Source organism: Buchnera aphidicola (Chaitoregma tattakana) (assembly GCF_039370165.1).
GTDB lineage: Bacteria > Pseudomonadota > Gammaproteobacteria > Enterobacterales > Enterobacteriaceae > Buchnera_G > Buchnera_G aphidicola_F.
In genome coordinates this window covers 37,814-52,298 of the sequence record NZ_CP134991.1, presented here as the reverse complement: position 1 = coordinate 52,298, position 14,485 = coordinate 37,814, and the positions used below count along the sequence as shown (strand labels likewise).

Genomic DNA, 14,485 nt, shown 5'->3' with positions numbered 1-14,485 from the left:
AAAAAAATATATAAATTTTTAAAGATTTATATTTTTATATAAAATCATGTTATTTTAAAATTAAATATAGACTTTAAAAAGCTATATATTAAATATATTTAAATTATATACAAAAAAGAGAACAAACATGTTCACAAAAACAGCTAAAATAAAATTAAAAAATGGACTTCATATAAGACCGGCTTCATTGTTTGTAAAAGAAGCTAAAAAATTTATTTCTAAGGTTACTATCACATTAGATAAAAAAACAGTTAACGCAAAAAGTTTATTTAAACTGCAAACTTTAAACCTGGAATATGGAAAAACAATTGATATTTCGGCTGATGGTGAAGACGAGCAAAAAGCAGTATTGCATTTAAAAAAATTTATATTAAACCTTAAATAAAAAATATTAAACGTAAATTATATGTAATCTAAAAAATATATAATATACTTTCAACTTTAAAGAGAAAATTATGATTTCAGGAATTCCTGTTTCAGAAGGGATAGCTTTTGGAAAAGTATTATTAATAAAACAAAAAGATATAATGATAAAGAGAAAGAAAATATTAAAAGAAGAAATACATTTAGAAATAGAAAAATTTAAAAAATCTATTAACTACACAATAAAACAAACAAAAAGCATTAAAAAACATGCAAAAAAAAATCTAGGAGAAGAAAAATCAAACATATTTGAGGGACATATCATGATTTTAGAAGATGAAGAATTTTCTAAAGATATTATAGACTTAATAAATGATAAGTATACTGCAGAAACTGCTGTGAAAAAAATAATTGAAAAACAAATCAATGAAATGAAAAATATAAAAAGTTTATATTTGAGAAGCAGAATAGCAGATATTAAAGACATAGGAAAAAGACTTATAAGCAACATATTAAAAGTAAATATAAAAAACTTAAAAAAAATAAATAAAAAAGTTATCTTGATATCTAAAGATTTTACTCCATCAGAAACCTCCCAAATAGATGTTAGTAATGTGTTAGGCTTTGCCACAGAACTGGGAGGAAAAACATCACATACTTCTATAATAGCAAAATCTATTGGAATACCAGCTATAGTAGGAGTAAAAAATATTACAAAAAAAGTAAATAATGAAGATTATATTATAATAGATAGTATAAATAATGAAATACATATAAACCCTAAAAAAAATATTATTACATCCAAAAAAAAAATAAAAGAAAAATTCCTTAAAGAAATAAAAAATTTAAAAATGTTCAAAAAACTAAAAGCAATTACTCTAGACGGAAAAATTATAAAAATAGGAGCTAATATCAATCAGATAAGTGATATAAACATAGCTAAAAAAAATGGAGCTCAATCTATTGGATTGTATAGAACAGAATTTTTATATATAGACAAAAATACACTTCCTACAGAAGAAGAGCAATTTTTAACTTATAAATCTATGGCAAAAGAAATGAAAAATAAGGAAGTAATAATAAGAACTTTAGATATAGGAGGAGACAAAAATTGTAAATATTTAAATTTACCTAAAGAAGACAATCCATTTTTAGGATATAGAGCTATAAGAATTTATATGGAAAAAAAAACCATTTTTAACACACAATTGAGAGCAATATTAAGAGCTTCTAAATACGGTAAGCTTAAAATTATGTTTCCTATGATAATATCTTTAAAAGAAATACACTTTTTAAAAAAAGAATTAAATAATGCAAAAAAAGAACTAAAAAAGGAAAAAATTCAATTTAATAAAAATATAAAAATAGGAATTATGATAGAAACTCCAGCCGCAGCGTTAATATCAAACGATTTAGCTAAAGAAGTAGATTTTTTCAGCATTGGTAGTAATGATCTTACTCAATATACATTAGCTGTAGACAGAGGAAATCAACTGGTATCAGATTTATATGATCCTATGCATCCTGCAGTAATAAAATTGATTAAAATGGTAGTTAAAGCTTCTCATAGTCATGGAAAATGGACTGGAATATGCGGAGAGTTAGCTAGCAATCCTAATGCAATAAAGTTTTTATTAAAAATTGGAATAGATGAATTAAGTGTAAATTCTCCAGACATACCTAATATAAAAAAAATAATTAGAAATAGCTACTTCCAAAGAAAAGAATAAAAAAATATATTTAAAATTTTTATAAAAATAAAAAAATGTTAAAATATATTGTTAAAATAAATATTTAGGAGAAACTAATGAGTATATTTTCTAATATCTTTGGAAGCAAAAACAATTGTGTAAACAAAAAAATAGAAATTTTTGCACCACTATCAGGCGAAATTATTAAAATTGAAAAAGTGCCAGATATAGTATTTTCAGACAAAATAGTAGGAGACGGAATAGCTATACAACCTACTGGAAATAGTATTGTTTCTCCTGTAAATGGGAAAATAAAAAAAATATTTAATACTTTACATGCTTTTTCAATAAAATCTGAAGACGGAATAGAATTATTCGTACACTTTGGTATAGATACTATAAAATTAAAAGGAAAAGGATTTGAAAAATTTGCAAACGAAAATCAAAATGTAAAAGTAGGAGACCTAATTATTAATTTTGATCTTACTCTATTAAAAAAAAGCGCAAAGTCTGTAATTACACCAGTAGTCATATCTAATATGGAAAAAATAAAAAATATAAAAAAGATGTCCGGAAAAATTACTTCAGGAAAAACTGTTATTATGATTGTAGAAAATTGAAAAAACGGCACTTAAGTGCCGTTTGATATAAAATTTTTATAGTATCAAGTAAAAAAATTATTAAAAAAAATAACATTTTTTTCAATATAAAATGTATTAAAATATTAACAAGTAATTTAAAACATATTTGAAAAAATATAATATTAACAATTTTTGAAACAGTTTACTGTATTGAATGTTTTCCATCGATCTATAGCAAGCTTCTTCAATCTATCAAGCTCTTTTTGTATATACATACCATTTTTTATTTCTACAGAAATAGAACTAAAAGACACAGTACTTGCAACTTTAAAAACATTTTTTAAATATTGACTATAAAAAATACCTTTATGCTTATTTTTTTTAGAAAAAATATTTAAAAAATTTATATAGCAATTCATTAATAAAGATATTTTTTTTATAATTTTAGGGTTTCTCCATGCATTCATTTTTTTTAATAAAATAACTATTTCAGTAGAAGATATATTAGATATATTAATTAATAAATTTATATTTTTAATAAAAACTAAAGACAAATTTTTAACTTTTTTAGGTGCTTTAATTCTATTTAAAAAATTATATATATATTTTAAAAAATGCTTAAAAAAATAGTTTTTTCTTTTGTTGGTTACACAACATATTAAATTAATGTTAAATAATTGTAAAAAAAACGAAAATTTTATATCTACTCTATTAGTATACTTCGAAATATATGACAAACCTTGAAAAATATTTTGTTTATAAAATTTTTTTTTATTAAAATAATTAAATTTATTATTAAGACCAAATAAATAATATATCTCTGGAAAAATAGTACTTATTAAATTACAATCAAATAAAACTTGCAAATATATGTTAGGATTTTTCGTTCTAAACGCCTTTTCTGTTTCTTGCCATATTCTTTCTATTTCTAAATGCTTTATTTCATTTTTTAAAAACTTACTAGACATCAAAGATAAAGTATTACTACAAATCTTAAACCCTAAGTGAAACAGTAATGCCGCAAATCTCGCTACTCGAAATACTCTTAAAGGATCATCAGAAAAAGATGGAGAAATGTGTCTTAGCAAACGTTTTTTTATATCCAATAAACCATTACAAGGATCAAAATACTTACCAAATTTGTCTTGTGCTATAGCATTAATAGTTATATCTCTTCTTATCAAATCCTCCTTCAATTTTATATAAGGAGAATAATTCACTTCAAAACCCTTATATCCAACCCCACATTTTTTTTCAGTCCTAGCTAAAGCATATTCTTCATTAGTAATAGGATGTAAAAACACTGGAAATTTCTTACCTACCTGTTTATATTTATTTTTTATAAAAAAGTCAGGAGTAGAACCTACAACTACCCAATCTTTATCTTTTACGGGCAACCCTAAAATCTTATTTCTTACAGCCCCTCCAACTAGATATTTTCTCATCAACGATCTCATAAAAATTTTATAGTAAACACTTTTATATACAACTAATATAAAATATATAATTATACAAAAAATATTATTTTTTTAAAAAATATAAAAATTATGTAAAAAATATACATAGAACAATAATATTGTTACTTTACAAAACTTTTATAAACCATACAAAAGTATATTAAATTAATTTTTTTTTAAAAAAAATATTTATACTAAAGCATACGAATAAATTTTTTAATTAAAACGAAATCTCTGTTTTTTCAAAAATTATTTAAATAAATATTGTTAGAAATAGACAATTTAGAAGAAAAAAAAATTTTAGAAGAGGAAAAAAAACCATTTTTAAAATATAACATACCTAAATATGCTATCATAGCTGCATTATCTGTACAAAATGTTCTATTAGTAAAAAAAATTTTACAGTTTACAATATTTTTAGACATGTTTCTAAACGTTTTTCTTAACAAATGATTAGCACTAACTCCTCCAGAAATTACTAAATTACTTAATTTTGTAAATTTCATAGCTTTAAAACATTTATCAACAAGAACACTTACTATAGAATTTTCTAATTCTCTAGCTACATTAGCTCTTGTTTCCAAACTGTTAATATTATTTTTTAATATTATTCTACTGACATGAGTTTTTAATCCAGAAAAGCTAAAGTTAAAGTCATTACTATTAATCATAGGTCTCGGAAATTTAAAAGCTCCCAATTTACCTAAACTTGCTAGTTTAGATAGTTTAGCACCTCCTGGATATTGTAATCCTAACATGTTAGCAACTTTATCTATAACTTCACCCGCTGAATCATCAAGACAATTTCCTAATACATGATATTTGCCTAAAGATTTAGAAACAACAATTTGAGTGTGACCACCAGAAACTAATAAAGATAATAATGGGAACTTTGGTTTATCAAAACATTTTTTATTTAACATGTATGAAAATAAGTGAGCCTCCATATGATTAACAAATACAACAGGTATTTTCCATAAATATGCCAAAGAATTTGCTACAGATGCTCCTACTAAAAGAGAGCCAGACAATCCTGGTCCGACAGTATATGCAACAGCGCAAATATCTTTTTTATAAACATTGCTATTTTTAAATAAACTTTTTAACAAAAAAAAAATGTTTTTTAAATGTAATCTAGCAGCAATTTCAGGAACTACACCTCCATATTGAGAATGTATCTTAGACTGACTTTTAGTCAAACAGCATACTAGTCCAGTATGATCATCATATATAGCAACACTTGTATCGTCACAAGAAGTTTCTATTCCTAATATTTGCATGTGTCACGTAATTTACAACTATAATATTAAATAAAAATTTTTAAATATAAAAATATTTTATTTAAAAAATATAAAATATATATTTTATAATATATACTTGATAATATAAATTTACAAATAATTTTTAAATTCTTTGTATTTAAAGAATAAATAATATAAAAAATAAAATTTATGCCTATTATTAAAATTAGAGAAAATGAACCATTTGACATAGCATTAAGAAGATTTAAAAGAGCTTGTGAAAAGGCTGGAATATTATCTGAAATGAGACGTAGAGAATTTTATGAAAAACCTACAACAATAAAAAAAAGAGCAAAAGCTTCAGCAATTAAAAGACTAAAAAAAAAAATAAATAGAGAAAATTCTAAAAGAATAAGAATGTATTAAAAAGACAAAATAAAAAACTACAGCCGCTCTTTAAAAAGATCGGCTAATAATAAAAATTATTATAAAAAAATGTTAGAAAAAATTCCAAAAAGTTTTATTGATGAATTAGTATTAAAAACTAATATAGTAGACATAGTAAGTTCTAAAATACAAATAATAAAAAGAGGAAAAAATTTTTATGCAATATGTCCTTTCCACAATGAAAAAACTCCATCATTCTCTATAAGTTTGGAAAAACAGTTCTACTATTGTTTTGGATGTAACGTTCATGGTAATGTAATAGATTTTTTAATGAATTATGAAAAAATGAGTTTTTTAGAAAGTATAAAAGAACTTTCAATGTTAAATGGAATGAAAATTCCAACTAAAAATATTAAATACAAAAAACAATGTGAAAAAATATATTATGAAAAAAAAAAACTACATAATATACTTTATAAACTTTCTAAAAAATATATAAACAACATATATGAAAAAAAAAATGTACAAGTGAGAAAATATTTAGAAAAGAGAGGCGTAAGGAAAGATATTATAGAAAAATTTTCTATAGGATATTCTAATAATATAAAAATTATTACAGATAAATATGCAAAACAAAACAAAACTTTAGTAAATCTTTTAATAAAAGCAGGTATTTTATACCTTAATAAAAATAATACAATATATAACAGATTCGTTAACAGAATAATGTTTCCTATAAAAAATTCTAAAGGAGAAATAAATGGTTTTGGCGCAAGAATACTCACAAAAAGCTTTCCTAAATATTTAAATTCTCCAGAAACAAAAATTTTTAAAAAAAAAGAAAATTTGTATGGAATTAACGAGGTTTATAAATATAACAAATTAATAAAAAAATTGTTAATAGTAGAAGGGTATTTTGATGTAATAACACTATTTCAAAATAAAATAAAATATGCTGTATCTATACTTGGCACATCAATAAACATAAATATTATCAAAAAATTGTTTAAAATTTCTAACACAATAATATATTGTTACGATGGCGATAAGGCTGGAAAAAATGCTTCATGGAAAACATTAGAAATTTCACTTCCATATATAGAAGACAACAAAATATTAAAATTTATATTCTTACCTAAAGGAGAAGATCCTGACAGTATTATTAGAAAAGAGGGATATAAAAATTTTAAAATTAGAATAAAAAACGCAACACCTATGTCTGAATTTTTGTTTAAAAAATTATTAAAAAAAAATGATTTGTCTAGCCCAGAAAAAAAAACAACATTTAGTAGATTAGCTATAAATATGATACAAAAAATTCCTGGAAAAATAATTAAATTTTTTTTAAGAAAAAAACTTATAAAAAAGTTAGGTATAACAAAACATGATCAACGTTGTTTACTTATACCTAAAAAATATATATATAAAAAAAAAAAAAAATAAAAAATCATATTATTAAAATGTTAATAGCACTTTTGATACAAAATCCTTATTTATATAAAATTATTCCAAAAAAAATAGAAAATTTATATAATTTTAAAATGAAAGGACTAAAACTATTTTTAGAAATTAAAAAAATATGTGAAACCAAAAAAAAAATTAAAACAGAACAAATTTTAGAATTTTACCGTAACTCTAAAAAATATTATATAATAAAAAAAATGTCTAACTGGGAACATATGATACCAAAAAAAAAAATAAAAAATGTTTTTTATGATTATGCAAAAAATGTTACAAAAAAATATTTAGAGTATAGACAACATTTTTTAATATGTAAAGAAAAATTACAAGGATTAAAAAAAAAAGAAAAAGTAGAGCTATGGGAAATCAACAAAAAAATATTTAAAAAATATAAAACTATATGAAAATTGTAATAAAAAAAATCTTAAAAATAGAATAAGTTTTTCTACATAAAATTAATTATTGTTTTTACAATTTTGGAAATTATACTATGAAGAAAAATAAAAAATATAAATTAAAACTTCTTATTGCTCATGGAAAAGAACGAGGATATTTAACTTACGAAGAAATAAGTAAATATTTACAACCTCATCTTACTAATCCAAATAAAATATATAATATAATAAAAATTATTAATGAAATAGGAATAAAAATTGTATACAAAGATATAAACACATCTGAGCAAATAATAGAAGAAACTTCTTCAGAAATTTCAAACTCAGACTCTGATCTAGGAAAAACAACAGATCCAGTGAGAATGTATATGAGAGAAATGGGAACGATAGACCTATTAAACAGACATGGAGAAATAAAAATAGCAAAAAAAATAGAAAATGGAATAAATAAAATACAATCAACTATAGTTGAACATATAAAATCAATTAAAAAATTTTTAAGTCAATATAAAAAAGTAAAAAATAAAAAAATAAAACTATCAGAAATAATAACTGGTTTTATAGAAAAAGACAATGTAAAAAATAATAAACCTACACATAAACAAATGCACATTACAGAATTAGAACTTATAAAAAATAATTCTAATGAACAAATAAAAAATTCATCAGATGAATATGTAGAAAACATTGTTGACTCAGATGTGGCAAAGAAAAAATTTAAACAATTAAAAAAGCAATACAAAAAAATAGTAGAAATAAAAAAATATTCAAATAAAAAAGATAAAAAATACATTAAAGCTATCGATAAGTTATCAAAAATATTTAACCAGTTTAAACTCACTCCAAAACAGTTTAAAAAATTAGTTAGCAATATAAAGAATATTATAAAAAGAATTCTTATACATCAACAAGTTATAAAACACATATGTATAAAAAAATGTAATATCCCTAAAAAACAAATTATAAAATTATTAAAAAATACAAAAATAGATTACAAAAATATAAAAACATTTATAAAAAAAAATAAAAAGTTTTATAAAAAATTAAAAAAGTTCGAAAAAAAAATATATACAATTGTGAACAAGTTAACAAAAGTAGAAAAAGAGACAGGATTATCTATTAGACAAGTAAAAAAAATTCAAAAAAGAATATTTTTAGGAGAACAGCAAGCAAAAAAAGCGAAACAAGAAATGGTAGAAGCAAATTTAAGATTAGTAATATCAATTGCCAAAAAATATACCAATCGAGGATTACAATTTTTAGATTTAATACAAGAAGGAAATATAGGGTTAATGAAAGCTGTAGATAAATTTGAATATAGAAGAGGATATAAATTTTCTACATATGCAACATGGTGGATCAGACAAGCTATTACAAGATCTATTGCAGATCAAGCAAGAACAATTAGAATACCAGTACACATGATAGAAACAATAAACAAGCTAAATAGAATTTCTAGACAAATACTACAAGAAATAGGCAGAGAACCTACACCTGAAGAACTTTCAGAAAAAATGTTAATTCCGGAATATAAAATAAGAAAAGTATTAAAAATTGCAAAAGAACCTATATCTATGGAAACACCTATAGGTGATGATGACGAGTCTCACTTAGGAGATTTTATAGAAGATACCAATTTGGAATTACCTTTAGAATCAGCTACTTCAGAAAGCTTAAAAAATGCTACTAATTTAGTATTATCTGGTCTCACGTCTAGAGAAGCAAAAGTGTTAAGAATGAGATTTGGAATTGATATGAATACAGATCATACTTTAGAAGAAGTAGGAAAGCAATTTGACGTAACTAGAGAAAGAATTAGACAAATAGAAGCTAAAGCACTAAGAAAATTGAGACACCCAAGCAGATCAGAGATATTAAAAAGTTTTTTAGACAACTAAAAAATACTCTCCTATACTATTTTTTTGTTAATAAAGCTTCCTAGTTAAAGAATACGTAACAGGAAGCTTTGTTTAAAAATTTTTTAGTAAATATAAAAAAATTATTTTATACTCTTTTTCTAGCTAATTCAATACTATTTAGAATTTGCTTTTTAGAAGTTCCTCCAATAGAATTTTTTCTTTCTAAAACTTTTTCTATAGATATATATTCGTAAACATCTTCTTCAAAAAGAATGCTATAAGTTTTTAAAATATAAAGTTTAATCTCATTTAAATGTTTGTTTTTACTAATAGAATATAATACAATTTTTCCAACCAGTATATGTGCTTCTTTAAAAGTCATACCTTTTGCAACCAAATAGTCGACTAAATCAGTAGCATTTGCAAAACTATTTTTTACAGATTTCAAACAACTTTTTTTGTTTAAAGAAATATTTTCAAAAACTAAACTTACCATACAAATACAATCATACCAAGTTTTTACAGAATCAAACAAACACTCTTTATCTTCCTGCATGTCCTTATTATATGCCATGGGTATTCCTTTTAAAACTACTAATATACTTATTAAAGACCCATATACCCTTCCACATTTTCCTCGTATTAATTCTAGTATATCAGGATTTTTTTTCTGAGGCATTAAAGAAGAACCAGAAGTGATTTTATCAGATAATTCTATAAAATTTGCTTCTGAAGTATTAAAAAATATTAAGTCTTCAGACAATCTGGATAAATGCATCATTCCTATAGAAGAACATGATAAAATTTCTACTACATAATCTCTATCTGAAACACTATCTATACTATTTTTTGTAATATCTGTAAAATTTAAATCTTCCGCTAACTTATATCTATCTATATTATAAGAAATTCCTGAGATAGCTCCAGATCCTAAAGGACAGTAATCTATCCTTTTTAAAATATCGATTAACCTATTTTTATCTCTATCTATCATTTCAAAATATGATAAACACCAATGTGAAAAAAATATTGGCTGAGCAATCTGTAAATGAGTATATCCAGGCATAACTATATCAATATATTTTTCTGATAAATGTAATATTTTCTTCTGAACACTTTTTAAAGAAATTATTATTTTTTTTATAATAGAAATACACCACATTTTTAATATTGTAGTGATCTGTTCATTTCTACTTCTTCCAGTTCTAAGCTTCTTACCTATACTTCCTATACGTTTTATAACTTCTTGTTCAATCCAAGTATGGATATCTTCACAATCACTATTTAAAATAATGCTTAAATCATTTTTTACATTCTTTTTAATTTTAATTAAACAATTTTCTATAATGTTTTGCTCAGCATTGTTTATTAAATTACATTTTAATAAAGTTTTAGACCAAATAATAGAAGATAATATATCTTGTTTTACTAAAATATAGTCAAAACTTAAAGATTTATTAAAATTTAAAAAACTCTTGTTAGATTTTTTTTTGAACCTTCCACCCCATAAAAACATAAAAATTCCTATAAAATTTTTTATATTGAAAACAAATTAAAAAGTATTTAAAAAGTTTAAATTCAATTTAATTTCTTCATAGATCTTATCAAAGATGACATATTTAATAGTTTTATAAATCCATCTGCATCACTATGTTTATATGTAAAATTCTCATCGTTAAAAGTACAAAATTCTTTTGAATACAAAGAATTTTGAGATTTTTTCTTCAATACAGTTACATTACCTTTATATAATCTAACTATAACAGTTCCAGTAAGAAATTTAGCAAAAAACTTTATATTTTTTAGTAAAACTTTTCTAAAAGGAGTAAACCATTTTCCATCATATATTAAATAAGAGAATTCTGAAGCTATAACATTTTTCCATCGTAAACAATCTCTATCTAATATTAACTGATCTAAAGACTGTATTATTTTAGATATTATAGTTCCTCCTGGTGTTTCATAACATCCTCTAGATTTAATTCCCACAGTTCTATTTTCTACAAAATCTATTCTTCCAATTCCATGCGAAGAACCTATTTTATTTAACTTCTGTAAGCTGTTTAATAACGAAAATTTTTTATTATTTATACTATTTATATATCCATTTACCATCTTAACTTTAATATATTCTGGTTTAGATTTCGCTGCTACAGGATCTATAGTTAAAGACCACAAATGTTCTTTTTCTGAAGAATTCCACAAATTTTCTAATTCTCCTCCTTCAGTCGAAAGATGAAATATATTTTCGTCTCTACTATAAATCTTTTTTTCATTATAATTAGACTTTATATTTTTTTGTTTTAAATATTTTAATAAATCTAGTCTAGATTTAAATTTCCATTCTCTCCATGGAGAAATTATTTTTAAATCTTGTGCTAAAGATATATATGCACTTTCAAATCTAATTTGATCATTGCCCTTTCCTGTAGCACCATGACACAATGCATCAGCATTTATTTCATTTGCCAGCTCAACTTGCTTTTTGGCTATAATTGGCCTAGCTATAGACGTGCCTAAAAAATAATTGTTCTCATATAAAGCACAAGATTGTAATAAAGGATATATATAATATTTAATAAATTCTTTTCTTAAGTCTTTTACATAACATTTATCGGCCCCTAACATTATAGCTTTTTGTTCTATATTTTTTAATTCGTCTTCAGACTGCCCTATATTTGCAACGAAAGCTACTACTTCCGATTTATAATTTTCTTTAATCCAAGGTATAATTACTGAAGTATCTAAACCACCTGAATATGCTAATAAAACTTTTTTAATGTTACTATTTTTCATATAAAAATTATTAAACCTGTAAAAGTGAGAAATATTATTAATTATAAAAAAAACTATATTTACTTTGATACAACTATTTTACAAAAAAACAAACGTGTATTTTAAAAATAAAACTAAAAATTATTTATTAAAATGTAATTTTATCAATATTATTAAAAATATTTTTATAAAATAGTATTCTTTATTGTAAAACATATATAATTAAATTTTTACATTAAAAATTTTCATATAATATTACTAATATTAATCTTGTTAATTTTTAACAAATGACTAATTGAATAAATTATATCTGATCTATTTAAAGTATAAAAATGAAAAGATCTTACTCCTTCTTTAAACAATTTATTCACAATATTAAATAATATTATACCACTAATTATTTTGTAAGAATTAGAATCATTTTTAACTTTATGAAAAACGTTATAAATCCAATCAGGAACTGATACATTAGTCATTTTTATAAACCTTTTCAATTGCAGCAAATCATATATTGGCAATATTCCAGGAACTATTTCTTTTTTAATACCTATAGAAAAACATTTGTCTCTAAATTTTAAATAATTGTCTATTTTGAAAAAAAATTGCGTAATAGCTTTATTAGCACCATTATCAATTTTTCTTTTTAAATTATATATATCTGTTATTTTATTTTTAGATTCAGGATGTTTTTCTGGATATGCAGCAACTAAAATTTCAAAATTTTTTATTTTCTTTAATTCATATACAAAATCAGATGCATAACAAAAATCACTATTTAAGTTACTAGAAAAATTATCTCCTCTTAATGCTAATATTTTTCTAACACCAGAATTCCAATAATTAGTTACAATATCTGACAATTCTTTTTTAGAACATCCTATACATGTAACATGTGGTACTATATCTATTTTAGTTTTTCTTTTTATACTTTCTATTAAAGAAAAAGTTTTATTATTTCCACCTAAATTTTGATTACATGTTATAGAAAAAAAACTCGGATTAATTTTAGAAAGTTTTTTAAAAGTTTCACTAAAATTCTCTTTATTAGATTCTGTAGATGGAGGAAACATTTCAAAAGAAATATTTATTTTATTTCTAAAATTTATGTATGATTCATATATGTTATTTATATTATTGTTTATGTTAAACATACTAAAATTTCCTAAATAGTTTTTATAAAAGTTTAAAAAAAATAAAATAATTTATCTAAAAATAATTTTTAAAATTGAAAAATCGCAATTAAAATATATATTTTATATATTGTATAGTTTCGAAATAAAATCAACACAATTAAAAATTTTTCTATATAAAAATAATATAAATAATACAATTATTACTTTACAAAAAATAAAAAAAAAAATATAATATTATAAAGTATATAAAAATAATTTTTTTAGATACTATAATTAGCCGGTTTAGCTCAGCAGGTAGAGCAACTGATTTGTAATCAGTAGGTCACCAGTTCAATTCCGGTAGCCGGCAGTTAATTTCTAACTTTTCTATCAAATATAAAATAATTAGGTGGGATTCCCGAGTGGTTAAAGGGAGCAGACTGTAAATCTGCCGTCGAAGACTTCGAAGGTTCGAATCCTTCTCCCACCAATTTTGTTTATTTTTACATTAAAATATAAGCAGGCATAGTATAATGGTTATTACTTTAGCCTTCCAAGTTAATAATGCGGGTTCGATTCCCGCTGCCTGCTAAAAGCTGATATAGCTTAGTAGGAAGAGCACATTCTTGGTAAGAATGCGATCCCAGTTCAAATCTGGGTATCAGCAATAAACACTAAAACATAAAGAATATATGTTTTTTTTATTAATTTATGAGAATAAAATTTTAAATTCATTATTATTTTCTATATTATACATTGTGTAAAAAATTTTATAACTCTAATAAAATTAGAAAATATTATGAAAAAAAAAAATAATAACACTGTTAAACTTATTTTAACATTATTAATTATGTTTTTAGAAATAGTATGTTTACTATACTCTTTTATAAACAATAAATTTACAAATCAAATTTTATTTACATCTATTTTTATTTTAACATTATTAATCTTTGTAAAAATTACAAAAAAATACTATAAATTGTTGAAATTTTTTAAAGAAACTAAAATTTTACTCAAAGAAATAGAATGGCCTAAAAAATTTGAAATATTTAACATATCTATTACAATAATATTAGTCACTACTATAATATCTATCATCTTATGGATAATAGATAGTATATTATTTTACATCATATCAAATATTATGTCTATAAGGTTATAAA

General features: G+C 22.5%; 13 protein-coding genes and 4 tRNA genes. 12 read left to right on the top strand and 5 right to left on the bottom strand.

Annotation, left to right across the window (positions count from 1 at the left end; translation table 11 throughout):
* Window positions 1–127: 127 nt before the first annotated feature.
* The 3 genes from RJI84_RS00250 (at window position 128) to crr (ending at window position 2,674) form a co-directional block, all read left to right on the top strand.
* Window positions 128–385: an HPr family phosphocarrier protein gene (locus tag RJI84_RS00250; RefSeq protein WP_343189131.1), complete on the top strand. Its 258-nt coding sequence runs from the start codon at window positions 128–130 to the stop codon at window positions 383–385.
* 70 nt (window positions 386–455) lie between these two features.
* Window positions 456–2,093 carry a phosphoenolpyruvate--protein phosphotransferase gene (ptsP, locus tag RJI84_RS00245; RefSeq protein WP_343189130.1) on the top strand — a complete coding sequence of 546 codons (1,638 nt, stop codon included), beginning with the start codon at window positions 456–458 and terminating at the stop codon, window positions 2,091–2,093.
* A gap of 77 nt (window positions 2,094–2,170) precedes the next feature.
* The gene (gene crr / locus RJI84_RS00240; protein ID WP_343189129.1) at window positions 2,171–2,674 is read left to right on the top strand and encodes a PTS glucose transporter subunit IIA; all 504 of its coding nucleotides are present in this window, start codon (window positions 2,171–2,173) and stop codon (window positions 2,672–2,674) included.
* A gap of 143 nt (window positions 2,675–2,817) precedes the next feature.
* Here crr and RJI84_RS00235 read toward each other — a convergent pair whose 3' ends face one another.
* Both RJI84_RS00235 and tsaD read right to left on the bottom strand, forming a co-directional pair.
* Entirely contained in the window at window positions 2,818–4,080 is a 1,263-nt protein-coding gene (locus RJI84_RS00235) for a tRNA CCA-pyrophosphorylase (RefSeq protein ID WP_343189128.1), read from the bottom strand.
* 254 nt (window positions 4,081–4,334) lie between these two features.
* Window positions 4,335–5,372, bottom strand: a complete 1,038-nt coding sequence (gene tsaD / locus RJI84_RS00230) for a tRNA (adenosine(37)-N6)-threonylcarbamoyltransferase complex transferase subunit TsaD (protein ID WP_343189127.1) — start codon at window positions 5,370–5,372, stop codon at window positions 4,335–4,337.
* 171 nt (window positions 5,373–5,543) lie between these two features.
* On the opposite strand from tsaD, the gene rpsU reads away from it, so the two are divergent.
* From rpsU to rpoD, 4 genes are all read left to right on the top strand, one after another.
* A complete protein-coding gene (gene rpsU, locus RJI84_RS00225) occupies window positions 5,544–5,759 on the top strand; it encodes a 30S ribosomal protein S21 (RefSeq protein WP_343189126.1) in 216 nt (71 codons plus the stop codon).
* 69 nt (window positions 5,760–5,828) lie between these two features.
* Window positions 5,829–7,163, top strand: a complete 1,335-nt coding sequence (gene dnaG / locus RJI84_RS00220) for a DNA primase (protein ID WP_343189125.1) — start codon at window positions 5,829–5,831, stop codon at window positions 7,161–7,163.
* Window positions 7,164–7,180: 17 nt separating this feature from the next.
* On the top strand, window positions 7,181–7,585 hold the full coding sequence (locus tag RJI84_RS00215; protein WP_343189124.1) for a hypothetical protein: 405 nt from the start codon (window positions 7,181–7,183) through the stop codon (window positions 7,583–7,585).
* 86 nt (window positions 7,586–7,671) lie between these two features.
* Window positions 7,672–9,474: an RNA polymerase sigma factor RpoD gene (rpoD, locus tag RJI84_RS00210; protein WP_343189123.1), complete on the top strand. Its 1,803-nt coding sequence runs from the start codon at window positions 7,672–7,674 to the stop codon at window positions 9,472–9,474.
* A 106-nt stretch (window positions 9,475–9,580) separates the two neighbouring features.
* Here the strand turns inward: rpoD and argH are convergent, their stop codons facing one another.
* From argH to RJI84_RS00195, 3 genes are all read right to left on the bottom strand, one after another.
* The gene (gene argH, locus RJI84_RS00205) at window positions 9,581–10,951 is read right to left on the bottom strand and encodes an argininosuccinate lyase (RefSeq protein WP_343189122.1); all 1,371 of its coding nucleotides are present in this window, start codon (window positions 10,949–10,951) and stop codon (window positions 9,581–9,583) included.
* Window positions 10,952–11,013: 62 nt separating this feature from the next.
* Window positions 11,014–12,231 (bottom strand): argininosuccinate synthase, encoded by a 1,218-nt coding sequence (locus RJI84_RS00200; protein WP_343189121.1) that lies wholly within the window; start codon window positions 12,229–12,231, stop codon window positions 11,014–11,016.
* Between the two features lie 224 nt (window positions 12,232–12,455).
* Window positions 12,456–13,361 carry a methylenetetrahydrofolate reductase gene (locus tag RJI84_RS00195; protein WP_343189120.1) on the bottom strand — a complete coding sequence of 302 codons (906 nt, stop codon included), beginning with the start codon at window positions 13,359–13,361 and terminating at the stop codon, window positions 12,456–12,458.
* 258 nt (window positions 13,362–13,619) lie between these two features.
* On the opposite strand from RJI84_RS00195, the gene RJI84_RS00190 reads away from it, so the two are divergent.
* The 5 genes from RJI84_RS00190 (at window position 13,620) to secE (ending at window position 14,484) form a co-directional block, all read left to right on the top strand.
* Window positions 13,620–13,692: transfer RNA gene (locus RJI84_RS00190), tRNA-Thr, on the top strand.
* 38 nt (window positions 13,693–13,730) lie between these two features.
* Window positions 13,731–13,812: transfer RNA gene (locus tag RJI84_RS00185), tRNA-Tyr, on the top strand.
* Between the two features lie 29 nt (window positions 13,813–13,841).
* Window positions 13,842–13,913 (top strand) — tRNA-Gly (locus tag RJI84_RS00180).
* A gap of 4 nt (window positions 13,914–13,917) precedes the next feature.
* Window positions 13,918–13,989: transfer RNA gene (locus RJI84_RS00175), tRNA-Thr, on the top strand.
* A gap of 132 nt (window positions 13,990–14,121) precedes the next feature.
* Complete coding sequence (secE, locus tag RJI84_RS00170; protein ID WP_343189119.1) at window positions 14,122–14,484, top strand: preprotein translocase subunit SecE; 363 nt, start codon at window positions 14,122–14,124, stop codon at window positions 14,482–14,484.
* Window position 14,485: the final 1 nt, after the last annotated feature.

Coding starts and splice junctions, on each gene's coding strand:
- RJI84_RS00250 (WP_343189131.1), top strand. CDS start 128: ATGTTCACAAAAACAGCTAAAATAAAATTAAAAAATGGACTTCATATA.
- ptsP (WP_343189130.1), top strand. CDS start 456: ATGATTTCAGGAATTCCTGTTTCAGAAGGGATAGCTTTTGGAAAAGTA.
- crr (WP_343189129.1), top strand. CDS start 2,171: ATGAGTATATTTTCTAATATCTTTGGAAGCAAAAACAATTGTGTAAAC.
- RJI84_RS00235 (WP_343189128.1), bottom strand. CDS start 4,080: ATGAGAAAATATCTAGTTGGAGGGGCTGTAAGAAATAAGATTTTAGGG.
- tsaD (WP_343189127.1), bottom strand. CDS start 5,372: ATGCAAATATTAGGAATAGAAACTTCTTGTGACGATACAAGTGTTGCT.
- rpsU (WP_343189126.1), top strand. CDS start 5,544: ATGCCTATTATTAAAATTAGAGAAAATGAACCATTTGACATAGCATTA.
- dnaG (WP_343189125.1), top strand. CDS start 5,829: ATGTTAGAAAAAATTCCAAAAAGTTTTATTGATGAATTAGTATTAAAA.
- RJI84_RS00215 (WP_343189124.1), top strand. CDS start 7,181: ATGTTAATAGCACTTTTGATACAAAATCCTTATTTATATAAAATTATT.
- rpoD (WP_343189123.1), top strand. CDS start 7,672: ATGAAGAAAAATAAAAAATATAAATTAAAACTTCTTATTGCTCATGGA.
- argH (WP_343189122.1), bottom strand. CDS start 10,951: ATGTTTTTATGGGGTGGAAGGTTCAAAAAAAAATCTAACAAGAGTTTT.
- RJI84_RS00200 (WP_343189121.1), bottom strand. CDS start 12,231: ATGAAAAATAGTAACATTAAAAAAGTTTTATTAGCATATTCAGGTGGT.
- RJI84_RS00195 (WP_343189120.1), bottom strand. CDS start 13,361: ATGTTTAACATAAACAATAATATAAATAACATATATGAATCATACATA.
- secE (WP_343189119.1), top strand. CDS start 14,122: ATGAAAAAAAAAAATAATAACACTGTTAAACTTATTTTAACATTATTA.